Origin of the sequence: Pantoea sp. GM_Pan_4 (assembly GCF_026541005.1) — a bacterium.
Taxonomy (GTDB): Bacteria; Pseudomonadota; Gammaproteobacteria; order Enterobacterales; family Enterobacteriaceae; genus Pantoea; species Pantoea dispersa.
In genome coordinates this window covers 1-25094 of record NZ_JALNUZ010000007.1, presented here as the reverse complement: position 1 = coordinate 25094, position 25094 = coordinate 1, and the positions used below count along the sequence as shown (strand labels likewise).

Annotated in this window: 25 protein-coding genes, 5 tRNA genes and 1 other annotated feature; of the genes, 23 read left to right on the top strand and 7 right to left on the bottom strand. The window is 55.0% G+C overall.

Annotated features, from left to right (window positions below):
• The first annotated feature begins 59 nt into the window (after positions 1 to 59).
• The 12 genes from OXR61_RS15180 (at position 60) to luxS (ending at position 8667) form a co-directional block, all read left to right on the top strand.
• Positions 60 to 575, top strand: a complete 516-nt coding sequence (locus OXR61_RS15180) for a regulatory protein RecX (protein ID WP_031279677.1) — start codon at positions 60 to 62, stop codon at positions 573 to 575.
• A 135-nt stretch (positions 576 to 710) separates the two neighbouring features.
• Positions 711 to 3338, top strand: a complete 2628-nt coding sequence (gene alaS, locus OXR61_RS15175) for an alanine--tRNA ligase (RefSeq protein WP_021507332.1) — start codon at positions 711 to 713, stop codon at positions 3336 to 3338.
• A gap of 249 nt (positions 3339 to 3587) precedes the next feature.
• Complete coding sequence (gene csrA / locus OXR61_RS15170; RefSeq protein ID WP_021314278.1) at positions 3588 to 3773, top strand: carbon storage regulator CsrA; 186 nt, start codon at positions 3588 to 3590, stop codon at positions 3771 to 3773.
• Positions 3774 to 4080: 307 nt separating this feature from the next.
• Positions 4081 to 4173 (top strand) — tRNA-Ser (locus OXR61_RS15165).
• Positions 4174 to 4182: 9 nt separating this feature from the next.
• Positions 4183 to 4259, top strand: a tRNA-Arg gene (locus OXR61_RS15160).
• A 233-nt stretch (positions 4260 to 4492) separates the two neighbouring features.
• Positions 4493 to 4569 (top strand) — tRNA-Arg (locus tag OXR61_RS15155).
• A gap of 58 nt (positions 4570 to 4627) precedes the next feature.
• A tRNA-Arg gene (locus OXR61_RS15150) sits at positions 4628 to 4704 on the top strand.
• Positions 4705 to 4893: 189 nt separating this feature from the next.
• A tRNA-Arg gene (locus OXR61_RS15145) sits at positions 4894 to 4970 on the top strand.
• A 403-nt stretch (positions 4971 to 5373) separates the two neighbouring features.
• Positions 5374 to 5940, top strand: coding sequence for a fructose-1-phosphate/6-phosphogluconate phosphatase (gene yqaB, locus OXR61_RS15140; protein ID WP_021507331.1), 567 nt, complete (start codon positions 5374 to 5376; stop codon positions 5938 to 5940).
• On the top strand, positions 5937 to 6365 hold the full coding sequence (locus tag OXR61_RS15135; protein ID WP_021507330.1) for a YqaA family protein: 429 nt from the start codon (positions 5937 to 5939) through the stop codon (positions 6363 to 6365). Before yqaB ends, OXR61_RS15135 begins: the two co-directional genes overlap by 4 nt.
• 31 nt (positions 6366 to 6396) lie before the next feature.
• A complete protein-coding gene (gene gshA / locus OXR61_RS15130; protein ID WP_021507329.1) occupies positions 6397 to 8001 on the top strand; it encodes a glutamate--cysteine ligase in 1605 nt (534 codons plus the stop codon).
• A gap of 150 nt (positions 8002 to 8151) precedes the next feature.
• Positions 8152 to 8667, top strand: coding sequence for an S-ribosylhomocysteine lyase (luxS, locus tag OXR61_RS15125; RefSeq protein WP_010617126.1), 516 nt, complete (start codon positions 8152 to 8154; stop codon positions 8665 to 8667).
• 57 nt (positions 8668 to 8724) lie between these two features.
• Here luxS and OXR61_RS15120 read toward each other — a convergent pair whose 3' ends face one another.
• Positions 8725 to 10011 carry an HlyC/CorC family transporter gene (locus OXR61_RS15120; RefSeq protein WP_021507328.1) on the bottom strand — a complete coding sequence of 429 codons (1287 nt, stop codon included), beginning with the start codon at positions 10009 to 10011 and terminating at the stop codon, positions 8725 to 8727.
• A gap of 13 nt (positions 10012 to 10024) precedes the next feature.
• Positions 10025 to 10819, bottom strand: coding sequence for an inner membrane protein YpjD (locus OXR61_RS15115; RefSeq protein ID WP_010617128.1), 795 nt, complete (start codon positions 10817 to 10819; stop codon positions 10025 to 10027).
• A 166-nt stretch (positions 10820 to 10985) separates the two neighbouring features.
• On the opposite strand from OXR61_RS15115, the gene ffh reads away from it, so the two are divergent.
• From ffh to rplS, 5 genes are all read left to right on the top strand, one after another.
• On the top strand, positions 10986 to 12347 hold the full coding sequence (ffh, locus tag OXR61_RS15110; protein ID WP_021507327.1) for a signal recognition particle protein: 1362 nt from the start codon (positions 10986 to 10988) through the stop codon (positions 12345 to 12347).
• A gap of 142 nt (positions 12348 to 12489) precedes the next feature.
• On the top strand, positions 12490 to 12738 hold the full coding sequence (rpsP, locus tag OXR61_RS15105; RefSeq protein WP_007893313.1) for a 30S ribosomal protein S16: 249 nt from the start codon (positions 12490 to 12492) through the stop codon (positions 12736 to 12738).
• 18 nt (positions 12739 to 12756) lie between these two features.
• Positions 12757 to 13305, top strand: a complete 549-nt coding sequence (gene rimM / locus OXR61_RS15100) for a ribosome maturation factor RimM (RefSeq protein ID WP_021507326.1) — start codon at positions 12757 to 12759, stop codon at positions 13303 to 13305.
• 35 nt (positions 13306 to 13340) lie between these two features.
• Complete coding sequence (gene trmD, locus OXR61_RS15095) at positions 13341 to 14105, top strand: tRNA (guanosine(37)-N1)-methyltransferase TrmD (RefSeq protein WP_021507325.1); 765 nt, start codon at positions 13341 to 13343, stop codon at positions 14103 to 14105.
• A gap of 42 nt (positions 14106 to 14147) precedes the next feature.
• Positions 14148 to 14498: a 50S ribosomal protein L19 gene (gene rplS, locus OXR61_RS15090; protein ID WP_021507324.1), complete on the top strand. Its 351-nt coding sequence runs from the start codon at positions 14148 to 14150 to the stop codon at positions 14496 to 14498.
• A 57-nt stretch (positions 14499 to 14555) separates the two neighbouring features.
• Here the strand turns inward: rplS and OXR61_RS15085 are convergent, their stop codons facing one another.
• Positions 14556 to 15077: a GNAT family N-acetyltransferase gene (locus OXR61_RS15085; RefSeq protein ID WP_021507323.1), complete on the bottom strand. Its 522-nt coding sequence runs from the start codon at positions 15075 to 15077 to the stop codon at positions 14556 to 14558.
• Positions 15078 to 15380: 303 nt separating this feature from the next.
• Between OXR61_RS15085 and OXR61_RS15080 the strand changes: the two genes are divergently transcribed.
• The gene (locus tag OXR61_RS15080) at positions 15381 to 16460 is read left to right on the top strand and encodes a 3-deoxy-7-phosphoheptulonate synthase (protein WP_021507322.1); all 1080 of its coding nucleotides are present in this window, start codon (positions 15381 to 15383) and stop codon (positions 16458 to 16460) included.
• A gap of 6 nt (positions 16461 to 16466) precedes the next feature.
• Positions 16467 to 17588 carry a bifunctional chorismate mutase/prephenate dehydrogenase gene (tyrA, locus tag OXR61_RS15075; protein WP_021507321.1) on the top strand — a complete coding sequence of 374 codons (1122 nt, stop codon included), beginning with the start codon at positions 16467 to 16469 and terminating at the stop codon, positions 17586 to 17588.
• Positions 17589 to 17621: 33 nt separating this feature from the next.
• On the opposite strand, the gene pheA is transcribed toward tyrA, so the two are convergent.
• The 3 genes from pheA to raiA all read right to left on the bottom strand — a co-directional run bounded on the left by pheA (position 17622) and on the right by raiA (position 19356).
• Positions 17622 to 18785 (bottom strand): bifunctional chorismate mutase/prephenate dehydratase, encoded by a 1164-nt coding sequence (pheA, locus tag OXR61_RS15070; protein WP_021507320.1) that lies wholly within the window; start codon positions 18783 to 18785, stop codon positions 17622 to 17624.
• 22 nt (positions 18786 to 18807) lie between these two features.
• Positions 18808 to 18932 (bottom strand) — a sequence feature (Phe leader region).
• Entirely contained in the window at positions 18884 to 18931 is a 48-nt protein-coding gene (gene pheL / locus OXR61_RS15065; protein WP_121497579.1) for a pheA operon leader peptide PheL, read from the bottom strand. (Overlaps the previous feature by 48 nt.)
• 97 nt (positions 18933 to 19029) lie before the next feature.
• Positions 19030 to 19356: a ribosome-associated translation inhibitor RaiA gene (gene raiA / locus OXR61_RS15060; RefSeq protein WP_021507319.1), complete on the bottom strand. Its 327-nt coding sequence runs from the start codon at positions 19354 to 19356 to the stop codon at positions 19030 to 19032.
• 64 nt (positions 19357 to 19420) lie between these two features.
• Between raiA and OXR61_RS15055 the strand changes: the two genes are divergently transcribed.
• Complete coding sequence (locus OXR61_RS15055) at positions 19421 to 19612, top strand: hypothetical protein (RefSeq protein WP_021507318.1); 192 nt, start codon at positions 19421 to 19423, stop codon at positions 19610 to 19612.
• A gap of 11 nt (positions 19613 to 19623) precedes the next feature.
• Here OXR61_RS15055 and bamD read toward each other — a convergent pair whose 3' ends face one another.
• Positions 19624 to 20364, bottom strand: a complete 741-nt coding sequence (gene bamD / locus OXR61_RS15050) for an outer membrane protein assembly factor BamD (RefSeq protein WP_021507317.1) — start codon at positions 20362 to 20364, stop codon at positions 19624 to 19626.
• Between the two features lie 129 nt (positions 20365 to 20493).
• On the opposite strand from bamD, the gene rluD reads away from it, so the two are divergent.
• From rluD to clpB, 3 genes are all read left to right on the top strand, one after another.
• Positions 20494 to 21474, top strand: a complete 981-nt coding sequence (gene rluD, locus OXR61_RS15045) for a 23S rRNA pseudouridine(1911/1915/1917) synthase RluD (RefSeq protein ID WP_021507316.1) — start codon at positions 20494 to 20496, stop codon at positions 21472 to 21474.
• Positions 21471 to 22199 carry a purine nucleoside phosphorylase YfiH gene (gene yfiH, locus OXR61_RS15040; RefSeq protein ID WP_021507315.1) on the top strand — a complete coding sequence of 243 codons (729 nt, stop codon included), beginning with the start codon at positions 21471 to 21473 and terminating at the stop codon, positions 22197 to 22199. Before rluD ends, yfiH begins: the two co-directional genes overlap by 4 nt.
• 125 nt (positions 22200 to 22324) lie before the next feature.
• Complete coding sequence (gene clpB, locus OXR61_RS15035; RefSeq protein WP_021507314.1) at positions 22325 to 24898, top strand: ATP-dependent chaperone ClpB; 2574 nt, start codon at positions 22325 to 22327, stop codon at positions 24896 to 24898.
• Positions 24899 to 25094: the final 196 nt, after the last annotated feature.

Below are 25094 nucleotides of genomic sequence, written 5' to 3'. Positions count from 1 at the left end.
TGCTTTTCCTCTCTGCCTTCTTGCTTTACCCTGCGCAACAGTCACAACAAGGTAATCCTATGTCATCGACCTCATCACAGGCTCCGGAGCCAACCTTTTCCCGGGTACTCGATCGTGCCATGCGTATTTTGTCGCAGCGCGACCATAGCCGCGACGAGCTGAAACGCAAACTGCAGCTGAACAATCAGCGTGCGGCCTGGCTACAGCAACAGGAGAGCCAGCCGATACCGGAAGCGCTGCTGGAGAAAGTGCTCGACTGGTGTCAGGAGAATGGCTGGCTCAACGACCAGCGTTTTACCGAACGCTTTATTCAGAGTCGCGCGCGCAAAGGCTATGGTCCACAGCGGGTGCGCATGGAGCTGCAGCAAAAAGGCATCGACCGCGGTGAGATCAACCAGGCGCTGTTCGATAGCGAGGTTGACTGGAGCCAGTGCGCGGCCGAGGTCGCTAAACGTAAATTCGGCGAACCGCTGCCGCAAAGCTGGGCGGAAAAAAGCAAAGTCCAGCGCTTTCTGATGTCGAAAGGCTTTATGATGGAAGACATTCAGGCGATTTTCAGAAATATTGACGACTGAAAGGCGATGGGATTTTACTTCCCATTGAAGAAAATTTATCTTATTCCCACTTTTTGTTCCTCAGTCAGTGGCGGGCCGGGCGCATGCGGTTTGCCAGCGAAAGGGAACGTTCGTTAGCGTGATTCCAGGAATTTTATGAGCAAGAGCACTGCTGAGATCCGTCAAGCGTTTCTCGACTTTTTTCATAGCAAGGGACATCAGGTTGTAGCCAGCAGCTCCCTCGTACCAAACAACGATCCGACGTTGCTGTTTACTAACGCCGGCATGGTGCAATTTAAAGACGTTTTCCTAGGTCAGGACAAGCGCGATTATTCGCGTGCCACCACGTCGCAGCGCTGCGTGCGTGCCGGCGGTAAGCACAATGACCTGGAAAACGTCGGCTACACCGCGCGTCACCACACCTTCTTTGAAATGCTGGGCAACTTCAGCTTTGGCGACTACTTCAAGAAAGAAGCCATTGCCTACGCCTGGGAACTGCTGACGGGCGAGCAGTGGTTTAAGCTGCCGAAAGAGCGTCTGTGGGTAACCGTATACGAAACCGATGACGAAGCCTTTGAAATCTGGGCCAATGATATCGGCGTACCGCGCGAACGTATTATCCGCATTGGCGATAATAAAGGCGGTGCTTACGCCTCTGACAACTTCTGGCAGATGGGTGACACCGGCCCTTGCGGTCCGTGCACCGAAATCTTCTACGATCACGGCGACCACATCTGGGGCGGCCCTCCGGGCAGTCCGGAAGAGGATGGCGATCGCTATATCGAAATCTGGAACATCGTGTTCATGCAGTTCAACCGTCAGGCCGACGGCACCATGCAGCCACTGCCGAAACCGTCGGTGGATACCGGTATGGGCCTTGAGCGTATCGCCGCGGTACTGCAGCATGTGAACTCCAACTATGAAATCGATCTGTTCGCGAAGTTGATTAACGCGGTGGCGCAGGTAACCGGCGCCACCGATCTGAACAACAAATCACTGCGCGTGATCGCCGACCACATCCGTTCATGCGCCTTCCTGATTGCCGATGGTGTCATCCCGTCGAATGAAAACCGTGGCTATGTGCTGCGTCGCATCATTCGTCGCGCGGTGCGTCATGGCAACATGCTGGGCGCGAAAGAAGCCTTCTTCTACAAACTGGTGGCTCCGCTGATCGAGGTGATGGGCGCAGCAGGTGAGGACCTCAAACGTCAGCAGAAGCACGTTGAGAACGCCCTGAAAAATGAAGAAGAGCAGTTTGCTAAAACGCTGGAGCGTGGCCTGGCACTGCTGGACGACGAGCTGGCGAAGCTAAAAGGCGACACCCTCGACGGCGAAACGGTTTTCCGTCTGTATGACACCTTCGGCTTCCCGGCGGACCTGACTGCTGACGTATGCCGTGAGCGCAATCTGAAGATTGACGAAGCGGGCTTTGAAGCGGCGATGGAGCAGCAGCGTCAGCGTGCGCGTGAAGCCAGCGGCTTCGGTACCGATTACAACACGGTTATCCGCTTTGATACGCCGACTCAATTCAAAGGTTACGACCACCTCTCGCTCGAGGCGACGGTGCAGGCGCTGTTTGTGGACGGCCAGCAGGTTGAGCAGGTGGCTGCAGGGCAGGATGCGGTGGTGATTCTGGATCAGACCCCGTTCTACGGTGAGTCTGGCGGCCAGGTGGGCGATACCGGCACCCTGACCGGGCAAAATGCTGAATTTAGCGTGCAGGATACGCAAAAATATGGCAAAGCCTTTGGTCATATCGGTAAGCTACGCCAGGGTCAGCTGCGGGTGGGCGATCGCCTGCAGGCGCAGGTCGATGAAGTGCGTCGTTCGCGCATCATCCTTAACCACTCCGCGACGCATCTGATGCACGAAGCGTTGCGCGAAGTGCTGGGCGATCACGTTGGCCAGAAAGGCTCGCTTAACAACGACAAGTACCTGCGTTTTGACTTCTCACACGGCGAAGCCATGAAGCCGCAGCAGATTCGTGCGGTTGAGGATATCGTTAACGCCCAGATTCGCCGCAACCTGCCTATCACCACTAACGTGATGGACCTGGAAGAGGCGAAAGCGCTGGGCGCCACCGCGCTGTTCGGTGAAAAGTACGATCAGCGTGTGCGCGTGGTCAGCATGGGCGAGTACTCCATTGAGCTGTGTGGCGGTACGCACGCGGCCCGTACCGGTGACATCGGCCTGTTCCGCATTCAGGGCGAAGCCGGCACGGCGGCGGGTATTCGCCGTATCGAAGCGGTGACCGGTGAAGCCGCGATTGCACAACTGCATGCGCAGAGCGATCAGCTAACCGACATTGCTCAGGTGGTGAAAGCCAACCACAGTAATCTGAACGAGAAAGTGCGCGGACTGGTAGAAAACGTGCGTGCGCTGGAGAAAGAGCTGCAACAGCTACGCGATCAGCAAGCGGCGCAGGAAAGCGCTTCACTGAGTAGCAAAGCGGTTGAGGTGAAGGGCGCGAAACTGCTGGTAAGCGAACTCAGCAATGTCGAGCCAAAAATGCTGCGCACGATGGTGGACGATCTGAAAAATCAGCTTGGTTCTGCTGTCATCGTACTGGCAACCGTTGCAGAAGGTAAGGTGTCGCTGATTGCTGGCGTCACCAAAGATCTGACCGATCGGGTGAAGGCCGGTGAGCTGATTGGCGAACTGGCTGCGCAGGTCGGCGGTAAAGGCGGCGGGCGTCCGGACCTGGCGCAGGCTGGCGGAACCGACGCCCAGGCACTTTCTGGCGCGCTGGCTGGCGTGCCGGAGTGGGTGAGTAACCGGCTGTAACGAAATAAAATTAAGCATCGTGAAGAGCGCCAGGAACATCTGTTTCGGCGCTTTTTAACGCGGTGTGCACCAGGTAATGACAAAGTCCGGTTGATGTAGTGTATTTCGGCTAAACTAACTATCAGCAGAATGTATTGGCATGGCAGAACACAATGGTGTATTTGTCATAGGCATTGTTCAGCGTTATATGATGGATATGGCCGGGAGACCGAACAGGCCCGACTCTTTTAATCTTTCAAGGAGCAAAGAATGCTTATTCTAACTCGTCGAGTTGGTGAAACCCTCATGATTGGTGATGAGGTAACTGTAACGGTGCTGGGTGTTAAGGGTAACCAGGTCCGCATAGGCGTAAACGCGCCAAAAGAAGTGTCGGTTCACCGTGAAGAAATCTATCAGCGCATCCAGGCTGAAAAAACACAGAGTACACCTCAATAACGTATTCAGTGCCTCGCTGTGTGGCGAGGCGCTACCGCTTCTCTTCCTCCCGTCGTTATTTTTATCCGTTCACGCTCTGCTGTTTTTTCCGCGAATTATGTCGGCTGCCGCACGCTTTTACTGTTGATAAATCACTCTTTTTGTCGGCAAAATATGCGGATTGCACGTCATTTGCGCAATCAAACCTGAATCGGTAAAAAGTCGGGAAAAATTGTTTGACTTATAAGTCCGGGAAAGTAATATGTGCGCCACGCAGTGCCGATGAGCGGAAACAAAGTTCAAAAGCACGGTTCGCAAGAACGCGTAAGGTGAGGTGGCCGAGAGGCTGAAGGCGCTCCCCTGCTAAGGGAGTATGCGGTCAAAAGCTGCATCCGGGGTTCGAATCCCCGCCTCACCGCCATTTTCCGATGCATCCATAGCTCAGCTGGATAGAGTACTCGGCTACGAACCGAGCGGTCGGAGGTTCGAATCCTCCTGGATGCACCATCTTTTTCAGGATGGAAAGTGCCTCAGTGTGTCATGAAGCGATAAGCTTTCAGGGCGTACTAAGGAGGATAACGTTGCTTCAGCAACGGCCCGCAGGGTGAGGCGCAAGCCGAATAATCCTCCTGGATGCACCATCTTCGGATATGGTATTTACTTCAGAGTAGTAAGAGTGAACGAGTAGTTCCTTTCATGGTGAGTTGTTAGCACCCTGCGTTGTACAAGAATCATTTAATGCATCCATAGCTCAGCTGGATAGAGTACTCGGCTACGAACCGAGCGGTCGGAGGTTCGAATCCTCCTGGATGCACCATTCTTTGTATTATTCCCAGGTTGATTTCAGTCAGTCCATCGTAAGAAAATCTCTCAATGCATCCATAGCTCAGCTGGATAGAGTACTCGGCTACGAACCGAGCGGTCGGAGGTTCGAATCCTCCTGGATGCACCATCTTCTCCGAGATGGAAAGTGCCTCAGTGTGTCATGATGCGATAATCGTTCAGGACGTGCTAAGGAGGATAACGTTGCTTCAGCAACGGCCCGAAGGGTGAGGCGCCAGCCGAATAATCCTCCTGGATGCACCATTCTCTATGTTATTCTCAAGTCTATTCAGTATGTTCATCGAAAGAAAATCTCATTGCATCCATAGCTCAGCTGGATAGAGTACTCGGCTACGAACCGAGCGGTCGGAGGTTCGAATCCTCCTGGATGCACCATCTTCTGCAAGATGGAAAGTGCCTCAGTGTGTCATGATGCGATAATCGTTCAGGACGTACTAAGGAGGATAACGTTGCTTCAGCAACGGCCCGCAGGGTGAGGCGCCAGCCGAATCATCCTCCTGGATGCACCATCAAATAAAAAGCAAACTGCCCTTGTGCGCTGTTCCGCTTCATTCTGACCCGATTCAACATCCGCATTCCGAAAGATTTTCTCACGCGCCGTCTCCATCAAAAAATCACTGCATTTACCGCCATTTATCGCCGGTCGCGCGCTCTGACCTTATTCTGAAAACGAAAATTGCTAATGCTTTCAAAGCATTTGCGGTTAAGCCTGCCTGGCGACAACCTGAGCGCATTACGCTAAAGTAATGGCTCATTTTGTGGTGTTAATGGAGTCACAATGTACGACCACTATGACGCCCTGATTTTCGATATGGACGGCACCATTCTTGATACCGAGCCGACACATCGAAAAGCCTGGCAGCAGGTGCTGAGCCGCTATGGTTTCACCATGGACGAAGCAAAGATGGTGGCATTCAACGGGGCACCCACCTGGCAACTGGCCCGCTACATTCTGGAACAGAATCAGGCGCAGCACGATCCGCATCAGCTGGCGGCAGAGAAAACGGCGGCATTGAAAGCGATACTGCTCGAAGACATACGTCCGCTGCCGCTGATGCAGGTGGTCAAAGCCTATCACGGTCGCCGTCCGATGGCGGTTGGCACCGGCAGCGAACACAGCTTAGCCAAAGCGCTGCTGGAAGCGCTCAACGTTTATCATCTGTTTGATGCGGTAGTCGGGGCGGACGATGTCCAGCGTCATAAGCCGCAGCCTGATACCTTCTTACGCTGTGCAGAGCTGATGGGCGTTGCGCCTGCGCGCTGCGTGGTATTCGAGGATGCTGACTTTGGCGTGCAGGCAGCTAAAGCGGCGGGCATGGATGTGGTTGATGTCCGTTTACTGTGAATGAATTTCTGACGTATGGATCGTTATTCGGCAGTAGCTTTCTGAGTGCAACGCTGCTTCCGGGCAGCTCAGAAGCGGTGCTGATTGCGTTATTGATCGCCCAGAAAGGGTCGGTCTATGGATTGTTACTGGCTGCATCAGTGGGAAACACGCTGGGCGGCCTGACCAACATTCTTCTTGGTCGCCTGATGCCAGCAACAGGGCAAGGGCGATGGCACGACACAGCAATGACGTGGCTACAACGATGGGGACCCGCAGCGCTGCTGTTTAGCTGGCTGCCAGTGGTGGGCGATTTACTCTGCGTGCTCGCAGGGTGGTTGCGCTTCTCCTGGCTGCCCTGCGTGCTGTTTCTCGCCCTGGGTAAAACGCTGCGTTATATCGTTATCGCGACCGCCACTTTACAAGGTATGCAATGGTGGCATTGATTCGCACAGATTCGAGGCTACGGTTAACATTATGCTGAACAAAAATAAATTATTCACACAGCGGGAGGTTAATGTGATCCCGGACGTATCAAAAGCGCTCTCCTGGCTGGAAGCGCATCCCGACGCGTTAAAGGGTATCGGCCGTGGCATTGAGCGTGAAACACTCCGCGTCCAGCCGAATGGTCATCTGGCTACCACTGGCCACCCTGAATCGCTGGGTTCAGCGCTGAAGCACGACTGGATTACCACCGATTTTGCTGAAACGCTGCTGGAGTTCATCACCCCGGTGGATCAGAACATCGATCGCTCCCTGGCGTTTCTGCGCGACATCCACCGTCACGTGGCGCGCGAGCTGGGCGACGAGCGCATGTGGCCGTTCAGTATGCCGGGCTATGTTGAAGATGTGGACAACATTGAGCTGGCGCAGTACGGCAGCTCCAATATCGGCAAAATGAAAACCCTGTATCGTCAGGGGCTGAAAAACCGCTACAGCGCGCTGATGCAGATTATTTCTGGCGTGCACTATAACTTCTCGCTGCCACTGTCGTTCTGGCAGGAGTGGGCGGATGTCAAAGACGCGGAGAGCGGCAAAGAGACCATCTCGGCGGGCTATCTGCGCCTGATTCGCAACTACTATCGCTACGGCTGGGTGATTCCTTATCTGTTTGGCGCTTCGCCAGCCATCTGCTCTTCCTTCCTGCAGGGACGGGAAAGTAAGCTGCCGTTCGAAACCAACGGCGAAGGAACATTGTGGCTGCCGTATGCCACTTCGCTGCGCCTGAGTGATTTGGGCTACACCAATAAATCACAAAGCGGGCTGGGTATTACTTTCAACTCGCTGGAAGGGTATGTCGCTGCGCTGAAAGCGGCGATCAAAACGCCGTCTGCCGAATATGCGGCGATGGGCACCAAAGACGCGGAAGGCAACTGGCTGCAGCTCAATACCAACGTGCTGCAAATCGAGAACGAACTGTACGCACCGATTCGTCCGAAACGCGTGACCCGCTCGGGTGAGGCGCCGTCCGATGCGCTGCTGCGCGGCGGCATTGAGTACATTGAAGTGCGTTCGCTGGACATCAACCCGTTCTCTGCCATCGGTGTGGATGCCGATCAGGCGCGCTTCCTCGATCTGTTCCTGATTTGGTGTACGCTGGCCGATGCGCCGGAGATGAGCGCAGATGAGCTGCTGTGCAGCCGGAAAAACTGGAACCGCGTGGTGCTGGAAGGGCGCAAGCCAGGTCAGGTGATCGGCGTGGGCTGCAGTGATACGGAACATCTGCTGGTTGATGTCGGTAAAGCGCTGTTTGCCGATCTGCGCCGGGTGGCTGAAGTGCTGGATAGCAACGACGGCAGCACGCAATATCAACAGGTTTGCGATCAACTGGTAGCGTCGTTTGACGATCCTGAGCTAACCTATTCGGCGCGCATTCTGCAAGCCATTAAAGAGCAGGGTTTGACCGGAGCCGGCGTAGCGCTGGCCGAGCAGTATCGTCATCTGCTGTGCGAAGAGCCGCTGGAAATTCTCACCGAAGCCGATTTTAGCCGTCAGGCGCAGGAGTCGGTGCTGAAACAGCAGCAGCTGGAGCAGAGTGATACACTGGATTTTGCCAGCTATCTGGCAGGTCGCGAAGGCTAGAAAAGAAAATGGCCACATCACTGTGGCCTAAATTAACATCTCTGTTGTCAGGGATGATGATAACAAATGCGCGTCTTTCATATATTCAGACGTTGGGCGAACAGAAAAGTTTCATCGTTTTAAAAAAAATCTCAAAACAGGAGGTGACGTATGCCACTACTGGATAGTTTTACTGTTGATCACACCATCATGGGCGCGCCAGCGGTACGCGTGGCGAAGACCATGAACACTCCGCATGGCGATACCATCACCGTTTTCGATCTGCGTTTCTGCCGTCCGAACATCGACATCCTGACCGAACGCGGCATCCACACGCTGGAGCACCTGTTCGCGGGCTTCATGCGTAACCACCTCAACGGTGACGGCGTGGAAATCGTCGATATCTCACCGATGGGCTGCCGCACCGGCTTCTACATGAGCCTGATTGGTACGCCAGACGAGCAGCGCGTGGCAAAAGCGTGGAAAGGCGCGATGGAAGATGTGCTGAAGGTAAAAGATCAGAACCAGATTCCGGAACTGAACGAATACCAGTGCGGCAGCTACAAGCTGCACTCGCTGGACGAAGCGCAGCAGATTGCGCGCAACGTGCTGGCGCACGACATTGGCGTTAACCGCAATGAAGATCTGAAGCTGCCGGCAGAAAAGCTGAAAGAGCTGCAACTCTAGTTGCCGCTTCTGCCATAAAAAACGCCGCGATTATCGCGGCGTTTTGTTTTTGTCGTCTCAGGAACCGATGGACGCTTTCAGCGGCTGATGCGGCGTAATGCGCACCTGCTTCACCATGTTGTCCTGCACATCAAGAATATCAATGTCGTAATGGCCAACCTGTACTTGCGTGTCCATCTGCGGGATCTCTTCCAGCGCTTCCAGCAGCATACCGTTGATGGTGCGCGCTTCCTCTTCCGGCAGCGTCCAGTTGAACGCCTTATTGATTTCCCGCACGTTGGCGCTGCCTTCAATCAGCACCGAACCGTCGTTTTGCGGCATCACTTCTTCGGCCAGTGACGGTGACATAGAGGTGGTGAAGTCGCCGACGATCTCTTCCAGAATATCTTCGATGGTAACCAGTCCTTTGATGTCGCCGTACTCATCGATCACCAGCCCTACTTTCTTCTTATTGCGCTGGAATTTTACCAGCTGCACGTTAAGAGGCGTACCTTCCGGCACGTAGTAGATTTCATCGGCAGCGCGCAGCAGTCGCTCTTTATTGAACTCTTTTTTCTCGGCCATCATGCGCCACGCTTCGCGCACGCGCAGCATGCCGACGCTATCGTCCAGTGAGTCGCGGAACAGCACAATACGGCCATGCGGTGAGTTGCTTAGCTGACGCTCGATCGACTTCCACTCATCGTTGATATTGATGCCGACGATCTCATTGCGCGGCACCATGATGTCGTCAACGTTGACCTTCTCAAGGTCCAGTACCGACAGCAGCATGTCCTGGTTGCGGCGCGACATCAGCGAGCGGGATTCATACACGATGGTGCGCAGCTCTTCTTTGCTGAGGGCGGAGTTAATCGACCCTTCGGTCTTAATGCCCACCATGCGCATCAGAATGCGGGTAATGGTATTGAGCAGCCACACCAGCGGCAGCATCACGTACTGCAGCGGCGCCAGCAGAAAACTGCTGGGATACGCGACTTTTTCCGGATAAAGCGCCGCGACGGTTTTAGGCAGCACTTCGGCAAACACCAGCACCACGAAGGTCAGCACGCCAGTGGCGATGGCTACGCCGGCATCGCCGTACAGGCGCATACCGACAATGGTGCCGAGCGCCGAGGCGAGGATATTCACGAGGTTGTTGCCAATCAGCACCAGACTGATTAGCCGGTCGGGGCGACGCAGCAGTTTCTCAACGCGACGCGCGCTGCGGTTGCCGCTTTTGGCTTTGTGGCGCAGTTTGTAGCGGTTGAGCGTCATCATGCCGGTCTCTGAACCCGAGAAGTAGGCTGAGACCAGCACCATAATGATCAGCGTGATAATGAGCGTGGTGGTTGAAACATGTTCCAACGCAAAAATTCCTTTAGTGAGAGGTGAGCAGGTGCTGCAGAACGCGGCTGCCGAAATAGGCCATGGTCAGCAGCAGCGCACCGCCGCAGTTGAACCACACCACACGGCGACCGCGCCAGCCTTCATGATAGTGGCCCCACAGCAGCACGATGTAGACAAACCAGGCGATAATCGACAGCACCGCTTTATCAATGTTTTCCGGGCTGAACAGGTTATTCATAAAGAACAGGCCGGTGCACAACACCAGCGTCAGCAATACCACGCCAATCTGCGTGATGTGGAACATCTTACGCTCGATGCTGAGCAGCGGCGGCATATCCTGGGTGAACGTCAGCTTTTTGTTCTTTAACTGATAGTCGATCCACGCCAGCTGCAGCGCATACAGCGCCGCGATGATCAGCGTGGCATAGGCAAACAGCGACAGACCGATGTGCACCATCATGCCAGGCGTGGTCTCAAGATGGGTGATAAAGGCGTTTGGCACAAAGGTGGCGAAGGCCAGATTGATCAGCGCAAAACTGTAAACAATCGGCAGCAGCAGCCAGCCGCGATTGCGCGACGCAACGATAGTCATGATGGCACAGATCAGCAAACTGACCAGCGAACCAATATTCAGCAGGCTAAGGTTTTGTCCATTATCGACGGCAAATATGCGTTGCTGCAGCGCTACCGCATGGGCAATCAGCGCCACGCAGGCGGATAACACGGCAAAACGCCGCCAGCCGCTGTTGCGTTTCAGCAGGCTCGGAATGATCAATGCAAGACTGAGAGAGTAGGCGAACAGCGCCACGATCGCGAAAACGAACATAGATCCTTTCAGGTGTCGGTCAGATAAGGAAAAAAGCAGTATAGCGCCAGCGGCAGCAGGCTCCAAACGATCTCACGGTCAATTGCAGAGATCGGCCTGGCTTCGTGTTATAATCCGCCGCATTGTGTCGCCCTGGCGGCCTCGCTACGCTATTAAGTGAGAGAGCATGTTTGATAATTTAACCGATCGTTTGTCGCAAACCCTGCGCAATATCAGTGGCCGCGGAAGGCTGACCGAAGACAACATCAAAGATACGCTGCGCGAAGTGCGTATGGCGCTGCTGGAGGCCGACGTTGCGCTGCCGGTAGTGCGCGATTTCATTAACCGCGTGAAAGAAGCCGCGGTGGGGCAGGATGTAAACAAAAGCCTGACGCCGGGTCAGGAGTTTATCAAAATCGTGCGCAACGAACTGGTTGCGGCGATGGGGGCCGAAAATAACGCGCTGAACCTTAATGCTCAGCCGCCGGCCGTGGTGCTGATGGCGGGCCTGCAGGGTGCCGGTAAAACCACCAGCGTCGGTAAGCTTGGTAAATTCCTGCGCGAAAAGCATAAGAAAAAGGTGCTGGTGGTGTCTGCGGACGTCTACCGCCCGGCGGCGATCAAACAGCTGGAAACCCTGGCGCAGCAGGTTGGCGTGGATTTCTGTCCGTCCGACCTCAGCCAGAAGCCGGTGGATATCGTTAACAATGCGCTGAAAGAAGCCCGTCTGCAGTTCTACGATGTGCTGCTGGTGGATACCGCCGGTCGTCTGCACGTTGACGAAGCGATGATGGATGAGATCAAACAGGTGCACGCCGCGATCAATCCGGTTGAAACGCTGTTTGTCGTCGATGCCATGACCGGCCAGGATGCCGCCAATACCGCGAAAGCGTTCAACGAAGCGCTGCCGCTCACCGGTGTGATCCTGACCAAAGTTGACGGCGATGCGCGCGGCGGTGCGGCGCTGTCGATTCGTCACATCACTGGCAAGCCAATCAAATTCATGGGGATGGGCGAGAAGACCGATGCGCTGGAAGCGTTCTATCCGGACCGTATTGCATCGCGCATTCTCGGCATGGGCGACGTGCTGTCGCTGATTGAAGATATCGAGAGCAAAGTTGACCGCGAGCAGGCGGAAAAGCTGGCGAAGAAGCTGAAAACCGGCGACGGTTTCGATCTCAACGACTTCCTGGAGCAGCTTAAGCAGATGCGCAACATGGGCGGCATGGCCAGCCTGATGGGCAAACTGCCGGGCATGGGCCAGCTGCCGGATAACGTTAAATCGCAGATGGATGACAAAGTGCTGGTGCGCATGGAAGCCATCATCAATTCGATGACGCGCAAAGAGCGTGAGAAGCCAGAGATCATCAAAGGTTCGCGCAAGCGCCGTATCGCTACCGGTTCCGGTATGCAGGTGCAGGACGTCAACCGGCTGCTGAAGCAGTTTGATGATATGCAGCGCATGATGAAGAAAATGAAGAAGGGCGGCATGGCCAAAATGATGCGTGGCATGAAAGGCATGATGCCGCCAGGATTCCCCGGCCGCTAAGGCGACACAGCCCGAACCAGAAAAGTGAGACACTCAGGTTGCTTTTTGCGCCAAAATGAGTAAAATTTTCGGGCTTTTTATATTGCACCCGGGCCCCGTTCCTCGATGGGGCCCGGTTGTTTTATTAACTAAAGAGGATGTTATGGTAACCATTCGTTTGGCACGTCACGGCGCTAAAAAGCGTCCGTTCTATCAGGTCGTCGTCACTGACAGCCGCAATGCTCGCAACGGTCGTTTCATCGAGCGCGTAGGTTTCTTCAACCCGATCGCTTCTGGTCAGGCTGAAGGTCTGCGTCTGGATCTGGACCGTATTGAGCACTGGGTTGGCCAGGGCGCAACGCTTTCTGATCGCGTTAACGCGCTGATCAAAGAAGCAAAAAAAGCAGCTTAATCTGTCACGGTGGTGAGCATGAGCAGTAAACCTGCCGCACAGCCTCCCGTTAACCCAATCATTCTGGGCAAAATGGGTGCCGCTTACGGAATTCGGGGTTGGCTCAAAGTGTTTTCCTCCACTGAAGACGCTGAAAGCATCTTCGACTATCAACCCTGGTTTATCCAGCGCGCCGGTCAATGGCAGCAGGTAGAGCTTGAGGGTTGGAAGCACCACAATCAGGACCTGATCATCAAAGTCAAAGGCATTGACGATCGGGACGCTGCAGCACAGTTGACCAATTGCGAAATTACGGTTGACTCCACGCAGCTGCCGGCGCTGGAAGAGGGCGATTACTACTGGAAAGACCTGATGGGTTGCAAAGTGGTAAACCTCGACGGCTACGAGATGGGCAAAGTCATTGATTTGATGGAGACCGGCTCAAACGACGTTCTCGTCGTAAAGGCAAACCTGAAAGATGCATTCGGTGTACAGGAGCGGTTAATACCGTTTCTTGATGAACAGGTTATCAAGAAAGTCGATCTCGCTACTGGCACCATTGAAGTAGACTGGGATCCTGGTTTTTGATCTCCGGACAATCCGGTAACGTAACGGCGAACGCGATGTGGATTGGTGTTATTAGCCTGTTTCCTGAGATGTTTCGCGCTATTACCGAGTACGGGGTAACTGGCCGGGCAGTAAAGAATGGCCTGCTCAACATAGAGAGCTGGAGTCCACGTGACTTCACGCATGACCGGCACCGTACCGTGGACGATCGTCCTTACGGCGGCGGACCGGGTATGTTGATGATGGTGCAACCCTTACGGGATGCTATCCACGCAGCGAAAGCGGCGGCGGGAGAAGGCGCTAAGGTGATTTATCTTTCACCTCAGGGTCGCAAACTTGACCAGCAAGGCGTTTGCGAACTGGCGACCAGCCAGAAGTTAATTCTGGTTTGCGGTCGTTATGAAGGGATAGATGAGCGTGTGATTCACACTGAGATTGATGAAGAATGGTCAATCGGTGATTACGTGCTCAGTGGCGGTGAGCTGCCAGCGATGACGTTAATTGACTCGGTCGCCCGGTTTATTCCTGGCGTGCTGGGGAAACAGGCGTCAGCCGATGAGGATTCGTTCTCGGAAGGTCTGCTGGATTGCCCGCACTATACCCGACCTGAAGTGTTAGAAGGGATGGAGGTTCCGCCAGTTCTGCTGTCGGGCAACCATGCCGATATTCGCCGCTGGCGCCTGAAACAGTCGCTGGGCCGTACCTGGCTAAGAAGACCTGAACTTCTGGAAAACCTGGCTCTGACTGAAGAGCAAGCAAGGTTGCTAAGTGAGTTCCAGCGGGAACATCAGCAGCAACAAAACGATGAGGTGGAAGAGTAATCTTCCCTGACTATCAGTTTACCCAGGATAAGAGATTTAATTATGAGCAACATTATCAAGCAACTTGAACAAGAGCAGATGAAACAGGACGTACCTTCCTTCCGTCCGGGTGATTCCGTGGAAGTGAAAGTATGGGTCGTTGAAGGTTCTAAGAAACGTCTGCAGGCATTCGAGGGCGTGGTTATCGCTATTCGTAACCGCGGTCTGCACTCTGCATTCACTGTTCGCAAGATTTCTAACGGCGAAGGCGTTGAGCGTGTCTTCCAGACTCACTCTCCGGTAATTGACAGCATTACTGTCAAACGTCGTGGTGCTGTGCGTAAAGCCAAACTGTACTACCTGCGTGAGCGTACCGGTAAGTCAGCTCGTATCAAAGAGCGTCTTGGCGCGTAAGCGACATCCCAAAGTTAATAGCAAACAAGGGGTTGGCCATAAGGCCAGCCCCTTTTTTTATGGGCGTCTGAGGTGATAGATCGCCGTGTTGACCGGCCCGCTCTCCAGCACAATCAACCCGTAGCGGTAATCCACAAACGAGAAGCCGCTGCGCAGGGCCACGGCGCGGCTGGCGTGATTCTCTTCTGCAGCAAGAATCTCCAGCACAGTTATGTGTGGCTGGGCGAACGCCAGATTCACCAGCTGTGCCACTGCCCGGCGGGCAACGCCCTGTTGCTGCGCCTCGCTGCGAACCCAGTAGCCCAGCGCACTGAACTCACCGGGCTGACGCGCATAACGTAAGCCAGCACCGCCCAGCAACCGATCGTTGCCATCAACAATCGCGAACTCTTCAGCTTCACCCTTTTGACGCTGCAGATGGGTGAAGTTGATCCAGCTCACGGCTTCATCAACGCTGTAATCCGCATGTGCCCATACCATCCACGGCAGCAGGCTGTTCAGAGACTGATTAACGGCATGCGTAAACGCTTCGGCATCCTGCAGAATAAAAGGACGCAGCGCGACTTCAGGGATGGACATAAAGCGATCCTGAATTAATCAAATGGATAACAGCATGTTAGCGATATCGTAAGGAAAAAACATCTGGCCTGGTCAGATGGGTGTAATTATAACTTTACATTTTTGTTTGATGGAACTTACAGGCTTTAAGGTTGTTAACTTAATGATTTATATATTTTAATTAACTTTTATTTTGTAGTTTAAAAGAGAGTGGTAATAAAAGTGTACATGCATGGATTGCATGATTTACATGCTGTGGTAAAGTAAGCGTCATCCTCAGTGAGGATCGTAAAACCGCATAACGAGTGAAAAAGGATCGCCATCATGCAAAAAGACGCGCTGAACAATGTGCATATCGCCGACGAACAGATTTTAATCACGCCACAGGAACTGAAAGCGAAGTTCCCGCTGACTGCGGCGCAGGAAGCGCAAATTGCCGCTTCCCGCCAGACCATCGCGGATATCATCGCGGGTCGCGATCCGCGTCTGCTGGTGGTGTGCGGTCCCTGCTCGATTCACGATACCGAAGCCGCACTGGATTACGCTCGTCAGTTACAAACACTCTCAGCACAGTTGAAGGATCAGCTGTATATCGTTATGCGCGTCTATTTTGAAAAACCCCGTACCACCGTCGGCTGGAAAGGGTTAATCAACGATCCTTACATGAACAACTCGTTTGATATGGAAGCCGGCCTGCACATTGCGCGTCAGCTGCTGGTCAATCTTGTGGAGATGGGCCTGCCGCTGGCCACCGAAGCACTCGACCCCAATAGCCCGCAATACCTCGGCGATCTGTTTAGCTGGTCGGCGATTGGGGCGCGTACCACAGAATCGCAGACGCACCGTGAAATGGCGTCTGGCCTGTCGATGCCGGTAGGCTTTAAAAACGGCACCGATGGCAGCCTCGGCACCGCAATCAACGCCATGCGCGCCGCTGCGATGCCGCACCGCTTCGTCGGCATTAACCAGGCCGGTCAGGTGTGCCTGCTGCAAACTCAGGGCAACCCGGATGGTCACGTGATTCTGCGCGGTGGCAAAGCGCCAAACTACGGCCCGGAAGATGTCGCGCAGTGTGAAAAAGAGATGCTGAAAGCGGGACTGCGTCCGGCCTTAATGATAGATTGCAGCCATGGCAATTCTAACAAAGACTATCGCCGTCAGCCTGGCGTAGCCGAATCGGCTATCGCGCAGATTAAAGATGGAAACCGCTCCATCATTGGCCTGATGCTGGAAAGTAATATTCACGAAGGCAACCAGTCTTCTGAGCAACCGCGTAGCGAGATGAAGTACGGGGTTTCCGTCACTGATGCCTGCATCAACTGGGAAACCACTGAAACTTTGCTGCGTGAAATCCATCGGGATCTGCAGGGAGTGCTGTCGGCGCGTCTGTCACACGAGGTGTAATGAGTCATGGTGGCTGAACTGACCGCGCTGCGCGATCAAATTGATGAAGTAGATAAAGCCCTGCTGGGGCTGCTGGCGAAACGACTGGCGCTGGTGGCCGAAGTCGGCGAAGTCAAAAGCCGCTACGGTTTACCGATTTATGTGCCTGAGCGCGAGGCCAGTATGCTGGCGTCGCGTCGTCAGGAAGCGGAAGCGCTCGGCGTGTCGCCGGACCTGATCGAAGATGTACTGCGTCGTCTGATGCGTGAATCCTATGCGCATGAAAATGACAAAGGCTTCAAAACGCTGTGTCCTGAACTGCGTCCGGTGGTGATTGTCGGCGGCGGCGGTCAGATGGGACGTCTGTTCGAGAAGATGCTGACGCTCTCCGGCTATCAGGTGCGTATTCTTGATAAAGATGACTGGCCGCGCGCGGATGAACTGCTGCACGATGCGGGCATGGTGATCATCAGCGTGCCGATCCACCTGACCGAACAGATCATTGCCGATCTGCCAGCGCTGCCTGATGACTGCATTCTGGTGGATCTGGCGTCGGTGAAGAACCGTCCGCTGCAGGCGATGCTGGCGGCGCACAGCGGCCCGGTACTGGGACTGCATCCGATGTTCGGTCCGGACAGCGGCAGCCTGGCGAAGCAGGTGGTGGTATGGTGCGATGGCCGTCAGCCGGAAGCCTATCAGTGGTTCCTGGAACAGATTCAGGTGTGGGGCGCGCGCTTACACCGCATCAGTGCGGTTGAGCACGATCAGAACATGGCGTTCATTCAGGCGCTGCGCCACTTCGCCACGTTTGCTTACGGTTTGCATCTGGCGGAAGAGAACGTCAATCTGGATCAACTGCTGGCGCTGTCCTCGCCTATCTATCGCCTCGAACTGGCGATGGTAGGACGGCTGTTTGCGCAGGACCCGCAGCTGTACGCCGACATTATCATGTCGTCGGAAAGTAATCTGGCGCTGATTAAACGCTACTATCAGCGTTTTGGTGAAGCCATCACGCTGCTGGAGCAGGGCGATAAACAGGCGTTCATCAACAGCTTTGAGCGTGTGGAACACTGGTTTGGTGACTACGCGAAACGCTTCCTTGTCGAGAGCCGCAGCATGCTGCGCTCCGCCAACGACAGTCGCCAGTAATGATTAAGGCATCCGCGAGGATGCCTTTTTGTTTTACAGACGCGGTTCTACCGGTACCACGTTCTCACCGGGATAGCAGCCCAGCACCTTCAGTGAACGCGTGAGCGCACGCAGTTCTTCCAGCGCCTGCTGCATATTCTCCGACTGCAGATTGCCCTGCACATCAATGTAAAACATCTCTTCCCACGGGTTACCGTTGATTGGCCGGTTTTCCAGCTTGCTCATGATCAGATTGTGATTACGCAACACCAGCAGTGCTTCAACCAGCGCGCCGGCCTGCTGGCCCGTCGCCATAATCAGCGTGGTTTTGGCCGGCACCTGGCTGGAGACTTCAATCGGTTTACGCGCGAGCACAATGAAGCGGGTATGGTTCTGCTGCTGATTCGCCAGGTTGCGCTCCAGCACCTGCAGACCATACAGCTCACCGCCGGCTTCGCTGCCCAGCGCGGCCACGTGCGGCGAGTTCATCGCGGCTACTTTTTCCATCGCCGCCGCCGTACTTTCGGTGTATTCGATTTTCCACTGCGGGAAGCGGTTGATGAACTGGCTGCACTGCTGGAACGGCTGCGGATGGCTATACACGGTTTCAATCTGCTGCAAATCGGTATTACCGCTAACCAGCACGCAGTGTTCGATAGGAATCGTCAGCTCGCCGACGATCGACAGCGACGTTTGCTGCAGCAAATCATATACGTCATTGATCGAGCCGGAACTGGTGTTTTCAATCGGCATCACCGCGTAATCCGCCTGACCGCTTTCAACCTGCTGAATGATGTCGTGGAATTTCAGACACCCCATTTCCACCATCGAATCGAAGTGGCGCGTGGCGTATTTACGGGCGGCAAGGTGCGAATAGGAGCCTTTTGGGCCGAGGAAGGCGATGCGCGGCGCGTGCGCATGTGGATGATTCAGGTTTTTCTGCAGCAGCGCCTGCTGGGTCAGCACCGAATCCTCAATCACTAACTGGAACAGGCGCGTGATGTAGTGCGCATCCAGCTGATGTTTTTTACCCAGCGCGATGAGATTTTCCAGCAGGGCGCGTTCGCGCTCGACGTCACGAATCGGGCGATGGGTGGCCAGCTTGGCCTGCGCTACCTCAACGGCCAGCGCGCGCCGTTCAGCCAGCAGCGTTAACAGCCTGGCATCGACAGCGCTGATCTTATCGCGTAACGCCAGCAGCGGATTCTCGGGATTCATAGGGCTCACCTGTAAAATGTCCAATAAAAAAGCCTCCCGGTTGGGAGGCTTTGTTGTTCGTCTTCGCATTCATTTTCACACGACGAATCGCCTCCCAATCAGGGGAAGGTAAAAAAGAATGCGAAGAAGAACGGCAGTAGTTTCATGATCAATTCCGGCAATAAAGTGAACTGAGAGTAACCGCACAGCTTAAAAGCTGTCAATAAAAAACGCGCCCGCAGGCGCGTTGCTGAAAAGCGATAAATTACCCGGCAGGGGTGAAATCTTTAACACTGCTGGTGGCGCGCCGTGCTTCAGGCTTGTGCTGTGCTTTATTTAGCTGGCGCTCCAGCTTGGCGATCAAGTCATTGATGGCCGTATACATATCATCGTGTTTCGCGCTGGCGACCAGCGTGCCGTTTGGCGTGTTAATGGTGGCATCGGCCACAAATTCTTTCGGCTCTTTCGATAACACAATGTGCGGATTTATCAGGTGGGTTTGCCATTTTTCCAGCTTGGCGAGACGGTCTTCGACATGGTTGCGGATTGCCGCAGTGATTTCCATTTGTTTGCTGGTAATGTTCAGAATCATAGTTAAACCTCTCTGTCATTTCCGTCTGGGTAGGACCAGCATACCGCGCAAATCAGGAAAATGTGTGATCTGGATCACATTGGAATGTCACTTTTTGTCAATGCCAGCGAATTGTGAGAAAGGCCGGGAAAAGGGCGAAAAAAGCTTGATGCACAGCGGGGACAGGGGCAAGATTGATGAGTTAACCGTAGCGGAAAAACCCGTTGCAGACGGTTTTCTGACCAAAAAAAAGCAGCCACAGCGGCTGCTTTTTTAATGGCACGAAAATCAGGACGCGCTATTCGCCGCAATGATTTTCGCGACTTTGTCGGCTTCCGTCGTCAGCTGCAGCTGGCGATAGGCATTTTCCATCAACGGCAGCGCGTCACGCGTGGCCTGGGTGTCCGGATAATCGCGCATCATACCTTCAACCCGATTAACAACGGCGACATAGGCACCGCGCTTGGTATAGAATTGCGCCACGGAGAGCTCATACTTCGCCAGGCGATCTTTCAGGAACGTCAGACGTTTCTGCGCATCTGCCGCGTACTGGCTGTTCGGATAGCCGCGCAGTAGCTGAGAGAAGTCACGGAATGCATCACGCGCATGGGTAGGATCGCGGTCGGAACGATCGATCCCGAAGAAGCCCTGCAGCGCGGAATCATCCAGTGCCATGTCCGTCAGGCCCTTCATATAGATCACGTAATCAATGTTAGGGTGCGTCGGGTTCAGGCGCATAAAGCGGGAAATGGCGGCTTGCGCCAGTGGCAGATCGGCATTTTTGTAGTACGCGTAGATCAAATCCAGCTGCACTTGCTGCGAGTAAGCACCAAACGGATAACGGTTATCCAGCGCTTCCAGTTGCTTAATCGCCGCTTTAAAGTTACCGTCCTGCAGCTTTTGCTGCGCTGTGGCGTAAATTTCAGACGGCGGGCTGTCCGGGACCGGGTCCGATGAGCCGGAACAGCCCACCAGTGCCAGGCTCAGGCTCAGTGTGGCAGCAGCCACCAGATGTTTCATACGCGTCATGACGAAATGATTATCCTCAAAGTGTTATGGCGGAAGCTGTCCGTATAGCTCCCGGTAATGACCAGTACGATAGCACATTATATTAAACGGCATCGCCGTGAAAACCCAACGTTAACGAAGAAGCTGTATATGGCACAACAAGTTCAACTCACCGCAACGGTGTCCGAAGCACAGCTTGGACAACGCTTAGATCAGACTTTGGCGGAATTGTTCCCTGATTATTCACGTTCCCGCATAAAAGAGTGGATCCTTGAGCGTCGGGTCAGCGTCAACGGCACCATCATCGATAAACCGAAAGAGAAAGTACTCGGCGGTGAGCGGGTGGCGATTGATGCCGAGATCGAAGAGGAGCAGCGCTGGGAAGCGCAAAATATTCCGCTGGATATTGTTTATGAAGATGACCACATCCTGGTGATCAACAAACCGCGCGACTTAGTGGTCCACCCTGGCGCCGGTAATCCGGACGGCACGGTACTGAATGCGCTGCTTTATCACTATCCGGCGATTGCCGACGTGCCGCGCGCCGGCATCGTGCACCGTCTGGATAAAGACACCACCGGACTAATGGTGGTGGCCAAAACGGTACCGGCGCAGACGCATCTGGTTGAAACGCTGCAGCTGCGTGAAATCACCCGTGAATATGAAGCGGTGGCGATTGGCACCATGACCGCCGGCGGTACGGTGAATGAGCCGATGGCGCGTCACTCTACCAAGCGTACCCACATGGCGGTGCATCCGATGGGTAAACCGGCCACCACGCACTATCGCATCATGGAGCATTTCCGCGCCCATACGCGCTTACGCCTGCGCCTGGAAACCGGCCGTACTCACCAGATTCGCGTGCACATGGCGCACATTAATCATCCGCTGGTGGGCGATCCGCTGTACGGTGGTCGTCCGCGTCCGCCAAAGGGCGCTTCTGAGGCTTTTATCAGTACGCTGCGCGGTTTTGACCGCCAGGCGCTGCACGCCACTATGCTGCGTCTTTATCATCCGATCACCGGGATTGAGATGGAGTGGCACGCGCCATTGCCGCAGGACATGGTTGATCTGATTGAGGCACTGAAAGCCGATACCGACGAGTTCCGCGATCAGCTGGACTGGCTATGAGTGACTGGATCGTGCCGCAGTGGCCAGCGCCGGCGCGCGTGCAGGCTTATTCGACCACGCGGCACGGCGGCGTTAGCACTGCGCCATGGGATTCCCTCAACCTTGGCGCGCACGTCGGGGACGAGGCGGATTGCGTGATGCACAATCGTCAGCGCGTGGTCGGGCAACTGGCGCTACCGGCGATGCCGCAGTGGCTGGAGCAGGTACACGGCCAGACGGTGGCGCGTCTGCCGGCGGCTGCGTCCCTGCCGCGAGCCGATGCGGCGATAACGCGGGAAAGCGGCGTGGTGTGTGCAGTGATGACCGCCGACTGTCTGCCGGTGCTGTTTTGCAGCCATGATGGCAGCGAAGTTGCCGCGGCACATGCCGGCTGGCGCGGGTTGTGTCATGGGGTGCTGGAGCAGACGCTGGCACAGTTTCACTGCCCGGCGAGCGAGATTCATGCCTGGCTCGGTCCGGCGATTGGTCCGCAGGCATTTGAAGTGGGGGCCGAGGTGCGCAGTGCGTTCCTGGCGCAGGATGCCGCTGCCGATGCGGCTTTTCGCCCGGCCGGCGAGAAATATTTTGCCGATATCTGGCTGCTGGCAACCCAGCGTCTGCAGGCCGCTGGCGTGCGATCTGTCACGGCTGATGCGCGCTGCACCTATCAGGAAAGCGCCGATTTTTTCTCCTTCCGACGCGACGGAATCACCGGGCGTATGGCAACTTTGATTTGGCTGAGATAACCTTACGCCGCAAGACGATCCAGTAAGCGTATTTTTTGCTCACAACTCAGGTCATTAACCTTGAAAATTTGAGGGATGACCTCATTTAATCTCCAGTAGCATTTTGACCTGTAATGGGAGGAATCATGCGTCTGGATCGTCTTACCAACAAATTCCAGTTGGCCCTGGCCGATGCACAGTCCCTTGCTCTGGGACACGATAATCAATTCATCGAACCCCTGCACCTGATGAGCGCGCTGCTCAACCAGGAGGGTGGATCGGTACGTCCGCTGCTCAGCGCGGCGGGAGCGGATGTCGCTAACCTGCGTACCAGCATTGAACAAGCCATCAATCGTTTGCCGCAGGTCGAAGGGACCGACGGCGACGTTCAGCCATCAGCGGATTTGGTCCGGGTACTGAATCTGTGTGACAAGCTGGCGCAAAAGCGCGGCGACAACTTTATTTCATCTGAATTATTTGTTCTGGCGGCCCTCGAATCGCGCGGCTCGCTGGCGGATTTACTGAAGTCTGCCGGTGCCACGGCGGACAAACTCGCTAAGGCCATCGAGCAACTGCGGGGAGGGGAAAACGTGAACGATCAGGGGGCTGAAGATCAGCGCCAGGCTTTGAAAAAATACACCATCGATCTGACGGAGCGCGCTGAGCTCGGCAAGTTAGATCCGGTTATCGGGCGTGACGAAGAGATTCGCCGCACCATTCAGGTATTGCAGCGTCGTACCAAAAACAACCCGGTGCTCATCGGTGAGCCGGGCGTCGGTAAAACCGCCATCGTTGAAGGGCTGGCACAGCGCATCATTAACGGCGAAGTGCCGGAAGGGCTGAAAGGCCGGCGCGTACTGGCGCTGGATATGGGCGCGCTGGTGGCCGGCGCGAAATATCGCGGCGAGTTTGAAGAGCGCCTGAAAGGCGTACTGAACGACCTCGCCAAGCAGGAAGGCAACGTCATTCTGTTTATCGATGAGCTGCATACCATGGTCGGCGCCGGTAAAGCCGACGGCGCGATGGATGCCGGCAACATGCTGAAGCCGGCGCTGGCGCGCGGTGAACTGCACTGCGTGGGTGCCACCACGCTGGATGAATATCGCCAGTACATTGAGAAAGATGCCGCGCTGGAGCGCCGCTTCCAGAAAGTGTTCGTCGCCGAACCGAGCGTGGAAGACACCATCGCCATTCTGCGTGGCCTGAAAGAGCGTTATGAGCTGCATCACCATGTGCAAATTACCGATCCGGCGATTGTCGCTGCGGCAACGTTGTCGCACCGCTATATTGCCGATCGCCAGTTGCCGGATAAAGCCATCGACCTGATTGATGAAGCGGCGTCGAGTATTCGTTTGCAGATTGACTCCAAGCCGGAACCGCTCGATCGTCTCGAACGGCGTATCATCCAGCTCAAACTGGAGCAGCAGGCGCTGAAGAAAGAATCGGATGACGCCAGCGTTAAGCGTCTGGAGATGCTGGAAAGCGAGCTGGATCAGAAAGAGCGCGAATATGCTGAGCTTGAAGAAGAGTGGAAAGCGGAAAAAGCCTCGCTGACCGGCACGCAAAACATCAAAGCTGAGCTGGAACAGGCGCGTCTGGCTATGGAGCAGGCACGGCGTGTGGGTGACCTTGGCCAGATGTCGGAACTGCAGTACGGCAAAATTCCGGAGCTGGAAAAACAGCTGGCAAGCGCCACGCAGGCGGAAGGTAAAACCATGAAGCTGTTACGCAACCGCGTAACGGATGTCGAGATCGCCGATGTGCTGGCGCGCTGGACCGGTATTCCGGTGGCCCGCATGATGGAAGGTGAGCGCGATAAACTGTTGCGGATGGAGCAGGAGCTGCATGCCCGGGTTATCGGCCAGGACGAAGCGGTTGAAGCGGTATCGAACGCCATTCGCCGTAGCCGAGCCGGTTTGTCTGACCCGAACCGGCCAATCGGATCGTTCCTGTTCCTTGGACCGACCGGTGTCGGTAAAACCGAGCTGTGTAAGGCGCTGGCTAATTTCCTGTTCGATAGCGACGACGCGATGGTGCGTATCGATATGTCGGAATTCATGGAGAAACATTCGGTGTCGCGTCTGGTCGGGGCACCTCCAGGCTACGTCGGTTATGAAGAAGGCGGTTACCTGACAGAGGCGGTGCGTCGTCGCCCTTACTCGGTGATTTTGCTGGATGAGGTGGAAAAAGCGCATCCGGATGTGTTCAACATTCTGCTGCAGGTGCTGGATGATGGGCGTCTGACCGATGGTCAGGGGCGCACCGTGGACTTCCGCAATACCGTGGTGATCATGACATCTAACCTCGGTTCGGATCTGATTCAGGAACGTTTCGGCGCGCTTGATTACGCGGAAATGAAAGATGTGGTGATGACGGTCGTCGGACACCATTTCCGTCCGGAGTTTATCAACCGTATTGATGAGGTGGTGGTATTCCATCCGCTGGGTGAAAAACATATTGCCTCGATTGCGCAGATTCAGCTGCAGCGGCTGTATCAGCGTCTGGAAGAGCGCGGTTATCAGCTGCACATTTCCGACGCGGCGCTGAAACTGCTGGGCGAAAATGGTTACGATCCGGTTTACGGTGCGCGGCCATTGAAACGGGCTATTCAGCAGCAGATTGAAAACCCGCTGGCGCAGAAGATTTTGTCTGGCGCGCTGGTTCCGGGAAAAACCATCGAAATGGATGTGCAGGACGATGCCATCGTCGCGCATCAATAACGCAACGTGACAAAAACGGGCCTCAGGGCCCGTTTTTTTATGCTGTTTCGCAAGAATCAGCTGGTTTTTGCAACGTGTTGCCTGGAAAGTGAGCGGTCGCGCAAAAACTGCAAATTAGCGCTTGTCAGGCGAAACGAAGTCCCTATAATGCGCCACCACTGAGACGGCAAAGCGGCAACGCAGGCGGCTCAGCAGG